The sequence below is a fragment of the Elizabethkingia argenteiflava genome (genome assembly GCF_009904105.1).
In the GTDB taxonomy this organism is placed as follows: domain Bacteria; phylum Bacteroidota; class Bacteroidia; order Flavobacteriales; family Weeksellaceae; genus Elizabethkingia; species Elizabethkingia argenteiflava.
Genome location: NZ_JAAABJ010000651.1, coordinates 39810 through 55182, shown reverse-complemented (window position 1 = coordinate 55182; position 15373 = coordinate 39810). Strand labels below are relative to the sequence as shown.

Annotated in this window: 15 protein-coding genes; 8 read left to right on the top strand and 7 right to left on the bottom strand. The window is 37.7% G+C overall.

The features are described 5' to 3' along the window. The 6 genes from GNY06_RS12970 to GNY06_RS12945 form a co-directional block, all read left to right on the top strand. Positions 1-227: cbb3-type cytochrome c oxidase subunit II (locus GNY06_RS12970; protein WP_166520478.1), on the top strand; the 227-nt coding region annotated here is incomplete at its 5' end. Positions 228-239: 12 nt separating this feature from the next. Beyond that, positions 240-425 (top strand): CcoQ/FixQ family Cbb3-type cytochrome c oxidase assembly chaperone, encoded by a 186-nt coding sequence (locus GNY06_RS12965; RefSeq protein ID WP_166520477.1) that lies wholly within the window; start codon positions 240-242, stop codon positions 423-425. 25 nt (positions 426-450) lie between these two features. Then, positions 451-1344 carry a c-type cytochrome gene (locus GNY06_RS12960; RefSeq protein WP_166520476.1) on the top strand — a complete coding sequence of 298 codons (894 nt, stop codon included), beginning with the start codon at positions 451-453 and terminating at the stop codon, positions 1342-1344. Between the two features lie 47 nt (positions 1345-1391). Further along, positions 1392-2846 (top strand): cytochrome c oxidase accessory protein CcoG, encoded by a 1455-nt coding sequence (gene ccoG / locus GNY06_RS12955; RefSeq protein ID WP_166520475.1) that lies wholly within the window; start codon positions 1392-1394, stop codon positions 2844-2846. Positions 2847-2848: 2 nt separating this feature from the next. Then, the gene (locus GNY06_RS12950) at positions 2849-3319 is read left to right on the top strand and encodes a FixH family protein (protein ID WP_166520474.1); all 471 of its coding nucleotides are present in this window, start codon (positions 2849-2851) and stop codon (positions 3317-3319) included. Continuing rightward, positions 3304-4047 (top strand): sulfite exporter TauE/SafE family protein, encoded by a 744-nt coding sequence (locus tag GNY06_RS12945; RefSeq protein ID WP_166520473.1) that lies wholly within the window; start codon positions 3304-3306, stop codon positions 4045-4047. Before GNY06_RS12950 ends, GNY06_RS12945 begins: the two co-directional genes overlap by 16 nt. 53 nt (positions 4048-4100) lie before the next feature. Here GNY06_RS12945 and serS read toward each other — a convergent pair whose 3' ends face one another. The 7 genes from serS to GNY06_RS12910 form a co-directional block, all read right to left on the bottom strand. Further along, positions 4101-5366 (bottom strand): serine--tRNA ligase, encoded by a 1266-nt coding sequence (gene serS / locus GNY06_RS12940; RefSeq protein WP_166520472.1) that lies wholly within the window; start codon positions 5364-5366, stop codon positions 4101-4103. 76 nt (positions 5367-5442) lie between these two features. Continuing rightward, complete coding sequence (locus GNY06_RS12935; protein ID WP_166520471.1) at positions 5443-5952, bottom strand: hypothetical protein; 510 nt, start codon at positions 5950-5952, stop codon at positions 5443-5445. 16 nt (positions 5953-5968) lie between these two features. Further along, positions 5969-6457, bottom strand: coding sequence for a hypothetical protein (locus GNY06_RS12930; RefSeq protein ID WP_166520470.1), 489 nt, complete (start codon positions 6455-6457; stop codon positions 5969-5971). Between the two features lie 19 nt (positions 6458-6476). Beyond that, complete coding sequence (locus GNY06_RS12925; RefSeq protein ID WP_166520469.1) at positions 6477-7262, bottom strand: (Fe-S)-binding protein; 786 nt, start codon at positions 7260-7262, stop codon at positions 6477-6479. Between the two features lie 64 nt (positions 7263-7326). After that, complete coding sequence (locus GNY06_RS12920) at positions 7327-8655, bottom strand: (Fe-S)-binding protein (RefSeq protein ID WP_166520468.1); 1329 nt, start codon at positions 8653-8655, stop codon at positions 7327-7329. Positions 8656-8675: 20 nt separating this feature from the next. Further along, entirely contained in the window at positions 8676-9623 is a 948-nt protein-coding gene (locus GNY06_RS12915) for an MlaD family protein (protein WP_166520467.1), read from the bottom strand. A gap of 116 nt (positions 9624-9739) precedes the next feature. Next, positions 9740-11893, bottom strand: coding sequence for a peptidylprolyl isomerase (locus GNY06_RS12910; protein ID WP_166520466.1), 2154 nt, complete (start codon positions 11891-11893; stop codon positions 9740-9742). A gap of 264 nt (positions 11894-12157) precedes the next feature. Here GNY06_RS12910 and GNY06_RS12905 point away from each other — a divergent pair, with 264 nt between their 5' ends. Both GNY06_RS12905 and lon read left to right on the top strand, forming a co-directional pair. Further along, on the top strand, positions 12158-12715 hold the full coding sequence (locus GNY06_RS12905) for a hypothetical protein (RefSeq protein WP_166520465.1): 558 nt from the start codon (positions 12158-12160) through the stop codon (positions 12713-12715). Positions 12716-12940: 225 nt separating this feature from the next. Continuing rightward, positions 12941-15340 (top strand): endopeptidase La, encoded by a 2400-nt coding sequence (gene lon, locus GNY06_RS12900; RefSeq protein ID WP_166520464.1) that lies wholly within the window; start codon positions 12941-12943, stop codon positions 15338-15340. Positions 15341-15373: the final 33 nt, after the last annotated feature.

The window sequence follows — 15373 nt, the reverse complement described above, 5'->3', positions numbered from 1 at the left end:
AGATCGACTCGGCAACTGCATGGGCCAATAACCAGGCCAAAAGCATTACCACCAAAATTTACGCAGAAGCTGCGGATATTAAAGAACAGGTAGAAAAAGAGCAAGCTCTGAAAGGAAATAAATTTATCCCACTAGAAAATCGAGAAATTATAGCCCTTATCGCTTATCTGCAGAGATTGGGTACCGATATTAAAACAACCGATGTTCAAACAGCGAGCAATAATTAAAAGATATAAATAATGATCCCTCAAAACTTTAAAGACATTTTAAGCAATGGAGAGAATGGAGGTCTCTACCAGATCCTTGCATTGATCTTATTTATGATGTTTTTTATCGGATTGATTTTTGTGGTCTTTAAAAAACCTAAAAAATATTATAGGGAGAGGGAAAATGCACCATTAGAGGATGGTGAGAAAAATCAATAAAAATATACATTAAGAAAAATACAATATGAAACCTAAAACACCCGTATTGGTAAACATTATCATTGTTGTGGCATTATTAATGATTGTTTACTATATGTTCGTGCAAAGCGCTTCTTTCCTAAGCTCACCCTATTTCTGGGCAACCATGATTATATCTGGAATTATGGTATTTATAGCCGATGGAATTAGTGACCTTATTGAAAATAATCGATTTCAAAAACTAACAGAAGAAGAGAAAAAAAAATATATTGAGGCCAAGCAAACGCCCTTCTATAAAAGATTATTGGACTCGGGCTTTAAAAAGCAATCGAATGCTGAAGAACAAGATATGATTATCGACCATGGGTTTGATGGAATCACCGAGTTGGATAATTCATTACCGAAATGGTGGTTAGGTCTCTTTTACTTTGGATGTATATTCTGTGTTGTCTATATTACAGCTTATGCCTTTACGGATTATGCTCATCCCTTAACAGAGTATGAAAAAGAATACAAAGAGCAATTAGCATCCATAGCAGAATATGAAAAAACTGCACCTAAAATTACGGTAGAAACTGCGAAGTATGATCCTGCTAATATCGCAGAAGGAGAACAGATGTTTAACTCTAATTGTGCTTCCTGCCACTCCCAGGGAGGTAAAGGAGGAATAGGTCCTAACTTAACCGATGATTATTGGATTAATCAAAAAGAAGCGGATGTTTTTCATAATGTATTCTGGATGCTAGAAAATGGATCTCCAAATAATCCTGCCATGAGAGCTTTCATTAAAGAAGGCGTTATTACAGGTAGAGATGCCGAAAAAATTGCAGCCTACATATACCATATCAACCAAGAAATTCCTCCTATAACCAAAGATCAGGGAGGAGCTGCTCCCCAAGGAGAAGTTGCACCATGGGTAAAAGGAACACCAAGAAAGTAATAGCCAGAGGCTATTACTTTTATGTTTTTTAACAAGGATCAACCAGCATGTCAGTAAAAAAACAAAAAACAGATTTTGAAAACGCCTATGTGGTAGAAGCGGAAACATTTCGCGATTCCGTAGGCACTATGGACAATACAGGCAACCGTAAATGGGTATTCCCTAGAAAACCGAAAGGTAGATATACCAACTACCGAAATCTAGTAGGAAATGTCTTATTAATCATATTTTTTGTTTTGCCTTTCATAAAGATTAATGGTAATCCTCTATTAAAATTTAATATTCTAGACCGCGAGTTTTTTATATTTGGTCAGCCCTTTTACCCTCAAGATTTCTTTATTCTTACCATAGGAGTGATCACCGGCCTTATCTTCATTACCCTATTTACAGTGGTGTTCGGAAGGATTTTCTGTGGATGGATATGCCCTCAGACTATATTTATGGAAGGTGTTTTTCGTAAAATAGAATATATGATAGAAGGCGACAGAAATAAGCAGATTCGTTTGGACTCCCAACCGTGGACCACCGAAAAAATATGGAAGAGAGCCCTCAAATGGACTCTTTTTATTCTGATTTCGCTTGTTGTTTCGCATCTCATGTTTTCATATATCGTAGGTTACGAAAGAGTGGTACAGATCGTTAAGGAAGGTCCTATTAAAAATTATGATAACTTTTTAGTCATGATTCTTTTCACTGCGGCTTTCTATTTTGTATTCGCCTGGTTCCGAGAACAAGTATGTACCTTGGTATGTCCATACGGTAGACTACAAGGAGTACTTATAGATAAGCAAACCATTAATGTATTTTACGACTTTAAGCGTGGTGAAAATCGCTCTAAATGGAGGAAAAATGAAGACCGAAAGGCAGCGGGAAAAGGGGATTGTATTGATTGTGGTCAATGTGTAGTCGTTTGCCCAACGGGTATAGATATCCGAAATGGACAGCAGTTGGAATGCATCAACTGTACGGCTTGTATTGATGCCTGCGATGATGTGATGGATAAAATAGGTCTTCCTAGAGGATTGGTCCGCTACGCCTCCGAAGATGAGATAGAAAAAGGTGAAAAATTTAGGATTACCCTCAGGATGAAAGCCTATGCCATGGTACTACTTCTACTGGTCGTTGGTTCCCTCTCACTCCTCCTGAATCGATCTGATGTGGAAGGTAAGTTTATAAAACCCGCCGGCACGACTTACTACCTGAAAGATAACCGTATTGTAAATTCTTACAATTATACCTTGTTAAACAAGAGTAATGAAGATAAAATAGTAACCATAAAAGTGATCAGCCCTGAAAAAGGGGAAATTGAAATTATCGGAGCGATGAATAAAATTATTATGAAGCGGGATGCCTCCACCAAAGGGACAATGAATATATCTTTTCCTACAGAAGAAATTAATTTTTCTAAACAAAATATTGTGATTGGAGTTTATGATTTGAAAGGAGAACTGATTGACTCCTATAAAACCTTTTTTGAAGGCCCCTTTAAAATGGCACTGTAATTATGAAATCAAAATTTACATGGGGACACGGTATGGTCCTCGCTCTAGCTGGGTTTATAGTTTTTATATTGGGAATGATATTCTTTTATACCCGCGGATATCAGACCTCCGAAATGGTATCTGAGAATTATTATGAAGACGAGTTGAATTATCAAAATGTCATCAACGCTAAAAAGGCTGCAGAAAATTTAGAGCAAAAACCTTCTTATAGCCAGAGTGCTGAAGGCATTAAAATTGCATTCCCTAAACAGTTTGATAATAGCAACTCAAAATTCAAATTTTATTTATTTAGAACGGATGATTCCAATCTCGACATTCAGAAAGAGGTGGTATTGGATCAAGATAATGCTTTCTTTATACCTGCTCGAGCAGGTATTCTTAAAGAAGGATCATATACTTTAAAAGTAAGCTGGAAAGAGAATAAAGGAACAGAATATCAGATTGATTATAACCTTATATGGACTCCACATTAATCATATCAGCCATAGGATTAGGATTTGCTTCCGGATTTCATTGTGTGGGCATGTGTGGCCCGATTGCCCTATCTATGGGGTTGACTAAGAAACAGCAAACGAACTTTTATTTACAAAACCTCACTTATCAATTTGGACGTATTTTTACCTATACTATGCTGGGTGGATTATTAGGTATTATAGGTGAAGGTTTCGAAATGGCAGGATTTCAGCGTATTTTGAGTATCGCCGTGGGAATACTACTTATTGTAATGGCCTTATTCTCTTTCGGTGGAAAAGATTTTTCTGCTAAAATCCCTTTTATTAACCAGGCTTTGCTACAAGTAAAGCTAAAACTCGGCTTATTTATCCGGAAAGCGGATTATCGTTCGCGTTTTTTCACAGGACTGCTAAATGGTTTGCTACCCTGTGGTATGGTATATATGGCGCTAACGGCGTCTTTAGCTGCTGGCGGTATAGCTCAAAGTGCCGCTTTTATGGGACTATTTGGTCTTGGTACCCTACCCTTTATGTTTGCCATTGTATTAATGGGAAACCTTATGAATCAAGCGTTCCGATCAAAAGTAATGCGAATCATCCCTATTGTGATGATCGTACTCGGAGGTCTTTTTATCCTACGCGGTATGGAAATCGGTATTCCTTATGTCTCTCCCTCTGCAGAGGGTATGGGAATCTCTAAAGACAGTGAGAGTTGCCATAGCATGGGGACCTCCTCTCATAAACATTAAAAAAACAAAGCACCCAAATTAATTGAGTGCTTTTTTATTTTGAATCAAGTTTTTTATATTTTATCAAAACCCGTATAAGGACGTAATTTATCAGGAATGCTAATACCTTCGGCGGTTTGATTATTCTCTAAGATAGCCGCCATAATTCTCGGTAATGCCATAGCAGAACCATTTAAAGTATGAACAAGTTGTGTTTTCCCTCCTGCTTTATAACGACACTTAAGTCGGCTAGATTGAAAAGTCTCCACATTGGAAACGGAACTCACTTCCAGCCACTTTTCCTGTGCAGCACTCCACACCTCAAAATCATAGGTCATAGCGGAAGCAAATCCAGTATCGCCACCACATAATCTCAAAATACGGAAAGGAAGATTAAGATCGTTGAGAATCTCTTTTACATGCTCTACCATTTCATCTAATGCTGCATAAGAGTTTTCGGGTTTCTCTATCCTCACCAATTCAACTTTTTCAAACTGGTGCAGCCTGTTTAATCCCCGCACATGGGCACCGTAAGATCCGGCCTCTCTTCTATAACATTGTGAGAAAGCAGTATGTTTTATCGGCAACTGTTTTTCATCCAAAAGCTCATCGCGGTACAGATTGGTCACAGGTACTTCTGCAGTAGGAATAAGGTATAGCTGTTCTTGATTGATATAATACATTTGCCCTTCCTTATCCGGCAATTGCCCTGTACCATAGCCTGAAGCTTCATTAACCACATGTGGCGGATTTACTTCTATATAGCCTGCTGCTGTATTTTTATCTAGGAAATACTGCACTAAGCCTCGTTGTAAGCGGGCCCCTTTACCCCAATACACAGGGAAACCTGCTCCAGTAATTTTAACCCCGAGCTCAAAATTAATGATATTATATTTGGTAGCCAGTTCCCAATGAGGAATCGCTCCTACTCCTAATCCTACTACCTCACAACTCTGAAATACCACCTCATTATCAACCTCTGATGTTCCCGCTTTTACCAGATCGTGCGGGATATTGGGAATTTGATAAAGAATATGCTGAAGGGACTTTTCTATTTTAGTAAGCTCCTGTTGAAGCGTCTTACTTCTCTCTTTGATATCTGCTGTTTTTTGCTTCGCCTCTTCTGCTTCTGTCTTTTTTCCTTCTTTTAGCAAGCTACCTATTTCTTTCGCGATTTTATTCATTTCGGAAAGTTGCTCATCTAGTTCAAATTGGATCTTTTTCCGCTGATCATCCTCGGATATAGCCTGATCTACCAACGCTATATTTTTGAAATTTCTCTTTTGCAAACCTTCTAAAACGCGTGCTTTCTGATCACGCAAAAAACTAACTTGTAACATACTCTCAATTATTTTGCAAAGTTAAAAAAACCATGTTGTAAATGATAAAATTCTAAAGATTTAAGTGGCGCATATTCTATTTGGTGATAACCACTTTTGAAGGGGAGCCCACTGTGGGTTCAGTGATTTTTTTGCGGTTGAGTAAGATCTCTGAGATCCTAAAAATAGAAGGACTCCATAAATAGGCGACATGTAGGGTGTCATTGCTCATGGATTTTGTATCTCCCTCTCTATTTTGGTACTTGATTACAAAGTCTGAAATATATTTTTTCTGATCTTTCACAGAATCTACCAAAACTCTCGTAGCTCCGGCGGTGTATTCGAGATAGTTTTTCCCTCCCTCATCTATTTGTGGGGTCACCTCTCCTATCTGTACATCTAGCCTATCCGCATTGAGATCTACAAAATTCACTCTATTCGCATAACCTAAGGAATCATTCGGATTCAAAAGATCCCCTCCCTGAGGATTTTGAATATAGAAATGAATTACCTGCTCCATTCTCTGGAGACCTCCCTCTTCCTGGCGACAAGAAACTGTAGCCAATCCTATAAATAGCAACCCAATAGATATACCATATTTACACATATGAAGCGAATAATTGTTAAGCAATATCTCGAGCCCAACTCTCTGAAAAAGGGCGTAAAAAGTTACTCAAAAAATCTAAATAGGTGTTTTTGGAAAAATCGAAAACTTCTATATCACGGCTAATCTCACCACTTTTTAGCTTGGACCGAAAATCTTTCAATTGTAAGGTTTTTACTTCTCCCTCTTCTAAATAACAAGCCTTCATTCGGTCAAATAGCCCCAATTGATACTCATCATCAATGGCATGTATCAGCTTTCCTAATGCATCAATACTACATCCAGATGCCATTTCTTTCTCCTCATCCACACAAATGATAATAAATTGATTCCTTTCTATCTTAAAGGAAGCCGAAAGGTCTTTTCCATGAGCCTGCCACCCGCCTAAGAAATCATAAAGGCGCTCGGTAATATCCTTGGCTTCTTTAGCCGTAAAACTTCTACTCGCGGGATAAGTGATAACACGATAGTCATTGGTTTCTATCACTTCTGAAGATTCTATTTTCATGGTATTTTTAAATTATCGTCTATAATTCTTGAGCTTCAGCAATGAGCTCCACAATATCTTTCACCTGCACTTCTTCATGTTTCTCAAAATGTTTCACCCCATCTGTAATCATGGTATTACAAAAAGGACACCCTGTAGCAACAATGTGAGGCTTTAAGTCCAAAGCTTCCTCTGTTCTTTCTATATTAATGTCTTTATTGCCTTTTTCGGGTTCTTTAAACATTTGTGCTCCTCCAGCTCCACAGCAAAGTCCATTGGCCCGGCAACGCTTCATTTCAATAAGCTCGGCGTCGAGTTTTTCCAATAATTTTCTTGGCGCTTCATATTCATCATTGGCACGTCCTAGATAACAAGGATCGTGGAAGGTAATTTTTTTGCCTTTAAAACTTCCTCCCTCTATTTTTAACCTCCCTTCAGACATCAATTGTTTTAGAAACTGAGTGTGGTGTAGCACTTGATAATTTCCGCCTAAAGCGGGATACTCATTTTTAAGAGTATTAAAACAATGAGGACAAGCGGTGACAATCTTTTTTACTTCATAGGTATTGAGTATCTCAATATTGGTTAAAGCCATCATTTGGAATACAAATTCATTTCCAGCACGTTTTGCAGGATCTCCGGTACAGCTTTCTTCCTGACCTAGAACGGCAAATTCCACACCTATTTTATTGAGAAGCTTAGCAAAGGCCTTTGTAATTTTCTTAGCGCGATCGTCAAAACTTCCAGCACACCCGACCCAGAACAGTACTTCCGGAGATTTGCCTTCAGCCATAAAATCGGCCATTGTTTTTATCGTGAAATCCATATGTCGTTACAATTACCGATTTTTGAGTCGGATCATATTATTTTATTTATAATAATACATGATATCAATTTTCATAAGCCCAATTTAAGCGGTCCGCCTGATTATATTGCCAGGGGGCAGCATTGTTCTCAATATTCGTCATCATCATATTAAGGGGTTGTGGAGCAGCTGATTGTTCCATCACCAGATACCTACGCATTTCAAAAATAATAGAGAGCGGATCAATCATTACAGGACACGCCTCTACACAAGCATTACAAGTAGTACAAGCCCATAATTCCTCACGCGAAATATAATCGTCCAAAAGCTTTTTACCATCTTCAACAAATTTTCCGTTCTTATTGATATTCCTCCCCACCTCTTCTAGGCGATCTCTCGTAGCCATCATAATGAGACGTGGTGAGAGTTTTTTCCCAGTGATATTAGCCGGACATACTGCTGTACATCGCCCACATTCCGTACATGAATAAGCATTGAGTAATTGTATCTTATTCAAATCAAAAACATCACTCGCTCCAAACTTATCTGGTGCGACCTGGGAGTCACCTTCTGCAGAAGTAACAGTATAAGGATCTGCTTGAGGGTCCATCATCAACTTAATTTCTTGGGTAACCGAATCCAGATTATTAAACCGTCCTTTCTTTTGAAGATTGGCGAACCACGTATTGGGAAAAGCGAATATAATGTGGAGATGTTTAGAATAGTAAAGGTAATTCATAAAAAAGAAGACACCTATGATATGGAACCACCAAGCTCCCTTCTCCAGAATATGCAGCGTACTTCCCTCTAATCTCCCCAATAAACTAAAAAACATCTGGCTTATGGGATAGAAACCATGCACCTCTCCCTTTCGGCTCATCATTACCAGATCAGAAGCATTCATAATAAAGAAAGCGAACATCAAAGAGAATTCTATAACCAGGATCCAGTTGGCATCATTCTTGGGCCAGCCCAAGAGTTCTTTCATATTTAATCGCCTCACATGAACTATATTTCTCCTAATAAAGAAAATAACAATCGAAACTGCGACTAAAAATGCCATGACTTCTAAAACCGCTACAAATAGATTATAGATAGGCATACTCAATACGCCTGCTAAAAACCGATGCGTCCCAAAAAGACCATCTATAAAAATTTCAACCAGTTCTAAGTTTACGATAATAAATCCTAAATACACCAAGATATGCAAGATTCCCGATATCGGTCTCTTCGTCATTTTACCCTGACCCAGAGCCACTCGCCCCATGAGCAGCCAACGCTCTTTTTTGCGATCCGAGCGGTCTATATCCCTGCCTAAGTTGACATTGCGAGCAAGCTCCTTGAGACTTCTAAAAAAAAGCCCAAAACCAACCAGCATAAGGGTCAGAAATAAAATATTATCTATATAGTGCATATCTACTCTAAATTTAATAATTATTTAGAAGATTTCCCAAATACCGAAATATTAATATAACGTTTAGGGTTTACTTTCAGGTCTTCTATAAGAGCATTTAAAGATGCTGCCGATTTATTCAAATTATTGTATAGCTCTTCATCCTTGGCTAGTTTTCCTAAAGAACCTTGACCAGCTTCTACCCCTGTAATAATTTTATCCAGCTTAACCGAGGTTTCGCTGAATTTTGTAATCACCTCATCAAGCTGTTGGGTATTGATGCTCTCTGCAACTTTACCATATTTACCCACAGCTTGATTAGCTGTAATCATGGTTTTATTAGCGTTGTCCAGAACATTATTCAATTTGCCTTCACTTCCTGCCAAAAGCTTGCTAGCATTTTGAGAGGTTAGTTTAAACGCTTCTACCGTAGTATTAAGATTCTTTAAAAGAAGTTTTATTTCTCTTCTGTTTTCTATATCTATAATTTTATTAGTATTAACCACAGCAGAATCTAAACCGAGTAATACCGCTTCCAGTTTATCTTTAACAGGCCCTATTTGGGAGGTTAAGCTTTTCATAATAGAATGCTGATAGGCTCCTTTTAGGGTATCACCACTTTTGGCATACAGCTGATCTTTTGCTAAGTTAATCCGAGCTTCCTTTCCTGTCATAAAACCTGGCTCAAAAATCTCAACCTTTGAGTTTTTTGAAAAAAGAAAATCCTTATTAACACTAATTTTAACAACAAAATAAATACTCCCTCCATTGCGGGCTATGGGTTTTATTTCTTCCACCTGACCCACTTTTAATCCATTGATTGACACCGGACTGGACTTGGCCAAACCTTCTACATTCTCATATTTTACATAATAGTTATCATCTGTTGAAAAAATACTTTTCCCCTTCATAAACTGAAAGATCATAATAAAACCAACAATGGCTAAAATCGCAATTAACCCTGCTTTAACTTCTTTGGAAATTTTCACTAATATATATTTTAATAGGCAAATATAAGGTTTTTTGAGGTACAAAAAATTATTCAATAAATACTAAAAGCAACCCCTAGGGGTTGCTTTTAGTATATTTAATCTGTATTCTAGCCTTAGTTTCTATGGGCTGTTTTATTATAAATTTCTATCCTATAGTCCTTAATATTTGCCTGATCCTCAAGACTGCGCAATAAGGCTTGGCTATATTGCTGTGCATTCTGCTGCATTAGCGTCTGAACCACAGATTTAACATCTCCACCTTGTTTATTATTTTGACTGATAGACTTCGTCACCAACATATATACTCCGGTTCTACCTTCTATGGGTCTGGATAATTGATTGGGCTTTACACCAAATGCTGCCCCAGCTACCTTAGGTTCCATTCCTCCTGAAATCATGGTATTAAAAATGCCTACCTGCTGACTCTCTTTTACGACACCGAAAAGCTTAGCCAACTGATCTAATGAAGTAACTTTTTGAGCATTGATCTTGGAAATAATCTTCTGCGCCAAGAGTTGGTTTTTAACAAGAGGTTCTATTTCTGAGCGAACCGATTCAGGATCAACAAGCCCTGCTTCCTGCTTAGTTTTTAGATAAGCGACAATATAATCTCCATTACTGCTCGTAAAGATATTGGTATCTCCAATTTTCGTCTTTTTATCAAAAGCCCAAGCCAGCACCTCTGCATCTTTATCGGTATTAATCCCTTGAATCTGTCCCTGAAAACGTTTTGCCATTTTAGGGTTAACAAATATATAGTTGTTTTTCTTAGCTATACTACTAAATTCATTAAAACTCTTTCCTTGTACCTCCTGGATAAATTTATTAGCTTGTGTATAGACCGTATTGGTGGTTTTTTCAGAAGGCTTAATCTCTTTTACAAGATTGGCCACTTTATACCCTATAGGCCCAGGTTTCTTATCTTCAATATTAATAATATGATACCCAAACTGTGTAGCAACTACTCCTACAGCTCCTTTTGGATTATGCTCTAAATAAGCCTTAAATTCTGGAACAAAGGGTGTTTCCGGTGTAGTCCAGCCTAACTCTCCACCTTGTGCGGCAGAACCTGAATCAGCTGAGAACTTTAAGAAATCTACAAATTTTGCAGGATTGGCTTTTATAATGCCCCCGATACTATCTGCCAATTTCTTGGCTTCTTCTTTTGTTCTCTTCTCTGCTCCTGCTTGATCCGCAGGACTCCCTTTAAACGCAATAAGAATATGCCTTGATTTCACAGAATCTCCTCGTTGCTTCCCTATCAGTTTGGAAACAAAAAAATAGCGATCTTCTACCTTATAAGGACCAAAGGATTGTCCTATTCCTGCCGTATTCAAAAAACCCTTGATCTGATCAGGCTGTTGGCTCAGTGGTAAATACTGAGGATTGAAAGGATATTCAGAGTTTACCTTTACAAACATAGAGTCATTCTTGGTATTTTGAAAACTTTCAATTCCATCCCCCATATCTATACCCTGCGTATATAACTTATTAATTTCTGCTAACGCAGCTGATTCATCCTGTGCGCTAGGTTTTGCAAGGAATGCCACCATTCCTATATTTCTAGAGGCCTCTGTTTTAAATTGTAGAGGATGTTGTTTAATATAGTTTGCAAGATCCTGAGTGGTGACCTTTACAGGGTTAGCTCTTTGGAAGCCGGTATAGTCTACTTTTACATAATCAATATTCGCCTGTTGTTGTTGTTGCTTTAAAATTTCAGCAGCTTCTTTGTTATTAGCGGTCACACCTGAGGTAATATTGGCAAAAAATTGTCTTGCCATGATTCGATATTGAATCCCTCGCTTTATTTGTAACCAGTTAGAATATTGTTCTGGGCTCTGGGCTTTTATCGATTCTATCTCCCTTTTTAACTCCTGGAGTTTAAAATTGCCTTTCGCATCGAACAGTTGAGGATTTTGTGCGAACATAGGATCGTACTGGATCTGATTCCAGAACATCTCATCGCTTAATTCTAATCCCAGTTTATTGAATTGCTGCTCTATTAATTTAGATTGTACCAGCATTTTCCATGCCTGCTCTTCTAACACTTCTTTAGGTTGTCCTTGTCCCTGTTGCTGTAAGAGGAAAAGCTGGCTATCTAATTCCTCGCGGGTAATTTTTTCTCCATTTATTACTCCTAAAATATTAGGATCTTTTCCAAACACTTTATCCAAGCTATCGGGATTCACCAAAAAAGCCAAAAGCGCAATGGCTAAAAAACCTATTAAAATCCAAGGTCTCTTTCTAATTTCACCTAAAACTGCCATTAATCAATATATTTCGTTTAAATCTATTCGGGTTGAACTCTAACATTAAGGTGCGAAAATAAACATTTTTAGTGGAATAAAGAATTTTTTTTAGTACCCCTCCAGATTTGAAATAAAAAATATGCCACATATCATTCGTATGCCTGTTCCTAATACAAAGAAGAAACTTCTAGCTAAATCAAATATATTATTTTTACAATGCTACTTTATATTCCAAAAAAAATGTATTTTTATAACCAAAATATATTAAAAAACCAAATAACAATGAATAATAATATCTTATATGAAGAAAAACAAAAATTATCTACTTGGTGTTATGTTCTGCTATGGAGTCCCTTAACCCTAATGCTATATACACTATATCAATACTTTATACTAGATAAAAGCCTAGATAATACCCCTACTGCTTCTATTGCATTAAGCGTGGTCACAGTCTTTTATATCTGCTTTTTATATTTCTGCCACCAGATAACACTGAGAGCGCTCATCAAAGAAGACGGACTACACATAAGATATTTCCCTTTCTGTTCCCATCGCTCTTATCCTTGGATAGACATGGAAGAAATATCGGTAAAGCAATATTCTCCACTCACGGATTATTGGGGATGGGGTTACCGAGAAGCAGAAGATGAAGTCGTTTATACTATGAAAGGTAGTCAAGCGATCAAAATCACCCTCATGAATGGGAAAAAGATACTCATCGGGAGCCAGCTTCCAGAAGACATGAGCAGTATCATCAAAAAAAGGCTATTGAATCCTGATAAAGAAACTGAGAATGCCTCTTCTAAAGTCTTTCCAAAAACTACAGCTCTACAGCTCTAAAAACAACATCTAATTCCCACCTTCAAATATTAGAGATAAGGTTGAAGTACTTGTAAAAAGGAAATTCATCATGCATAAATAACAAAGAAAGAAAATTTGTCCTAAAAAGCACATTATTATACTATGGCATGGCTATTGCGCCATAGTATCTAATTGGAGAATAGGGCTACTCCCGGATCATTTTCCAATAGAGCTTATTTTTATTATGACAAACTGACACAAGTTATGAGTGACAAAGAAATATTAGAGATCGAAGATTTCTTAGAGGAGGGCTTCAACATTATCGAAGAAGATATACAAAATAACCATGAAAAAGAGACTGAAAAAAAACAAAAAATATTCCCTCTGCTTGCAGTACGTAATATAGTGTTGTTCCCAAAGGTAATTATGCCTATTACCGCGGGAAGAGAAAAATCTATCAAACTACTGCAAGAAGCTCACCAACAAGGAAAACTTATCGCAGTAACCAGTCAAAAGAATGCTTCAGAAGAGGAACCCAGTCTTGCTTCATTAAATAGTATTGGCACCCTAGGTAAGATCCTAAAAATAATTAATCTTCCTGAAGGAAATATTACCGCAATCATTAGAGGAGTAGAGCGGTGTAAAATAAAAAAAACGCTCTCTAAAGAGCCTTATTTCACTTCTGAAATCTCCCGACTAAAGGATACTGAATCTAAAAAAGAAAAACAAGAATTCTCCGCTTTAATAGAAAATATTAAAGATATTGCCTTACGCATTATTGAGATTGATCCGAATATACCTAATGCCGCAAATTTTGCCGTAAAAAATATATCGGGAGAAATAGACTTGCTCAACTTTGTCTGTTCAAATGCGAGCTTTACTCCGGAGATAAAGCAACAGCTACTGGAGATTAAAGATCTCTATCAGAGAGCCTCCAAATGCTATGAGCTTCTTTTTGAAGACCTTCAAAAAATAGAGCTAAAAAATCAGATACATCAGAAAACCAGCCGCGACCTGGATAAACAGCAACGAGAATACTTTCTAAACCAACAAATAAAGACCATACAAGAGGAATTAGGCGGAGGTACAGAAGGCGATGCTGAAGAACTGCGTGAAAAAGCAAAGAAGAAAAACTGGAACCAAGATGTTGAACAGCACTTCCAAAAAGAACTTTCAAGGCTTCTTCGCCAAAATCCCAACTCTCCTGATTACAATGTCCAGCGTAATTATCTGGATTTCTTTACCGATCTTCCCTGGGGTAACTACTCCAAAGATAGTTTTGATCTTAAAAAAGCACAACGCATTTTAGACAAGGCCCATTTTGGTCTGGAAGATATTAAGAAAAGAATTTTAGAGCATATGGCAGTGCTCAAACTGAAAAATGACATGAAATCTCCTATTCTCTGTCTATCTGGTCCTCCTGGTGTGGGTAAAACCTCTTTAGGAAAGTCAATAGCAGATGCTCTGGGACGAAAGTATATTCGCATTTCTTTGGGCGGACTACATGATGAAAGCGAAATTCGCGGACACCGTAAAACTTACATAGGCGCTATGGCGGGAAGAATTCTTCAAGCTATAAAGAAAGCTGAAACTTCAAATCCAGTGGTGGTACTAGATGAGATCGATAAGATAGGCTCCGGCATACACGGAGACCCCTCTTCTGCTCTTTTAGAAGTTTTAGATCCAGAACAGAATAATGCCTTCTACGATAATTTTCTGGAATATGGCTATGACTTATCTAAAGTCATGTTTATTGCAACTGCCAATAATATAAGTGCGATTCAACGTCCCTTACTAGACAGAATGGAAATTATAGACCTGTCTGGCTATACGCTTGAAGAAAAGACTGAAATTGCCAAAAGACACCTCATCAGTAAGCAACTAAAAGAAAATGGATTGAGCTCTGATGCAATTAAGTTAGGGAGCAAAGAAATCGCACATATTATAGAAGCCCACACCTCCGAAAGTGGTGTAAGAAGGCTGGAGAAAAACATCGCATCAATTATACGGTGGGTAGCCTTACAAAAAGCTATGGAAAACACCTATGACACCAAAATCACCACCGAAAAAATAGATGAAATACTGGGGGTTCCCCGTCCTAAAAGCCTGTCTGAAACTACAGATGTACCCGGGGTGGTAACAGGCCTAGCTTGGACCAGCGTAGGGGGAGATATTTTATTTATTGAAAGCATCTTATCTAAGGGAAAGGGCACCACCCTCACCATGACTGGAAACTTAGGAAACGTTATGAAAGAATCGGCGACTATAGCTTTAGAATATATCAAAGCCAAGTATGAAACCCTTGGTATTAGAGAAGATGAATTGAACGACAAAAACATACACATACACGTACCGGAAGGCGCCACTCCTAAAGATGGGCCTTCGGCAGGTATTGCAATGCTCACCTCAATGGTTTCTAGCTTTACCAATCAAAAAGTAAAACCCAATCTGGCCATGACCGGAGAGATCACTCTGAGGGGGAAAGTATTGCCTGTAGGTGGTATAAAAGAAAAGTTACTCGCTGCAACAAGAGCCGGAATAAAAGACGTTATTCTATGCGCAGCCAATCAAAAAGACGTTGAAGAGATTAAAAAAGAATATCTGAAAAATCTCAATATACATTATGTAAACAAAATGAATGAAGTGATAGAAATAGCACTTTAAATATATTATTTGTAATATATATTAAAAAAATAA

Excerpts from the sequence above, each read along its gene's own strand:
- GNY06_RS12965 (WP_166520477.1), top strand. The coding sequence starts at position 240 with ATGATCCCTCAAAACTTTAAAGACATTTTAAGCAATGGAGAGAATGGA.
- GNY06_RS12960 (WP_166520476.1), top strand. The coding sequence starts at position 451 with ATGAAACCTAAAACACCCGTATTGGTAAACATTATCATTGTTGTGGCA.
- ccoG (WP_166520475.1), top strand. The coding sequence starts at position 1,392 with ATGTCAGTAAAAAAACAAAAAACAGATTTTGAAAACGCCTATGTGGTA.
- GNY06_RS12950 (WP_166520474.1), top strand. The coding sequence starts at position 2,849 with ATGAAATCAAAATTTACATGGGGACACGGTATGGTCCTCGCTCTAGCT.
- GNY06_RS12945 (WP_166520473.1), top strand. The coding sequence starts at position 3,304 with ATGGACTCCACATTAATCATATCAGCCATAGGATTAGGATTTGCTTCC.
- serS (WP_166520472.1), bottom strand. The coding sequence starts at position 5,366 with ATGTTACAAGTTAGTTTTTTGCGTGATCAGAAAGCACGCGTTTTAGAA.
- GNY06_RS12935 (WP_166520471.1), bottom strand. The coding sequence starts at position 5,952 with ATGTGTAAATATGGTATATCTATTGGGTTGCTATTTATAGGATTGGCT.
- GNY06_RS12930 (WP_166520470.1), bottom strand. The coding sequence starts at position 6,457 with ATGAAAATAGAATCTTCAGAAGTGATAGAAACCAATGACTATCGTGTT.
- GNY06_RS12925 (WP_166520469.1), bottom strand. The coding sequence starts at position 7,262 with ATGGATTTCACGATAAAAACAATGGCCGATTTTATGGCTGAAGGCAAA.
- GNY06_RS12920 (WP_166520468.1), bottom strand. The coding sequence starts at position 8,655 with ATGCACTATATAGATAATATTTTATTTCTGACCCTTATGCTGGTTGGT.
- GNY06_RS12910 (WP_166520466.1), bottom strand. The coding sequence starts at position 11,893 with ATGGCAGTTTTAGGTGAAATTAGAAAGAGACCTTGGATTTTAATAGGT.
- GNY06_RS12905 (WP_166520465.1), top strand. The coding sequence starts at position 12,158 with ATGAATAATAATATCTTATATGAAGAAAAACAAAAATTATCTACTTGG.
- lon (WP_166520464.1), top strand. The coding sequence starts at position 12,941 with ATGAGTGACAAAGAAATATTAGAGATCGAAGATTTCTTAGAGGAGGGC.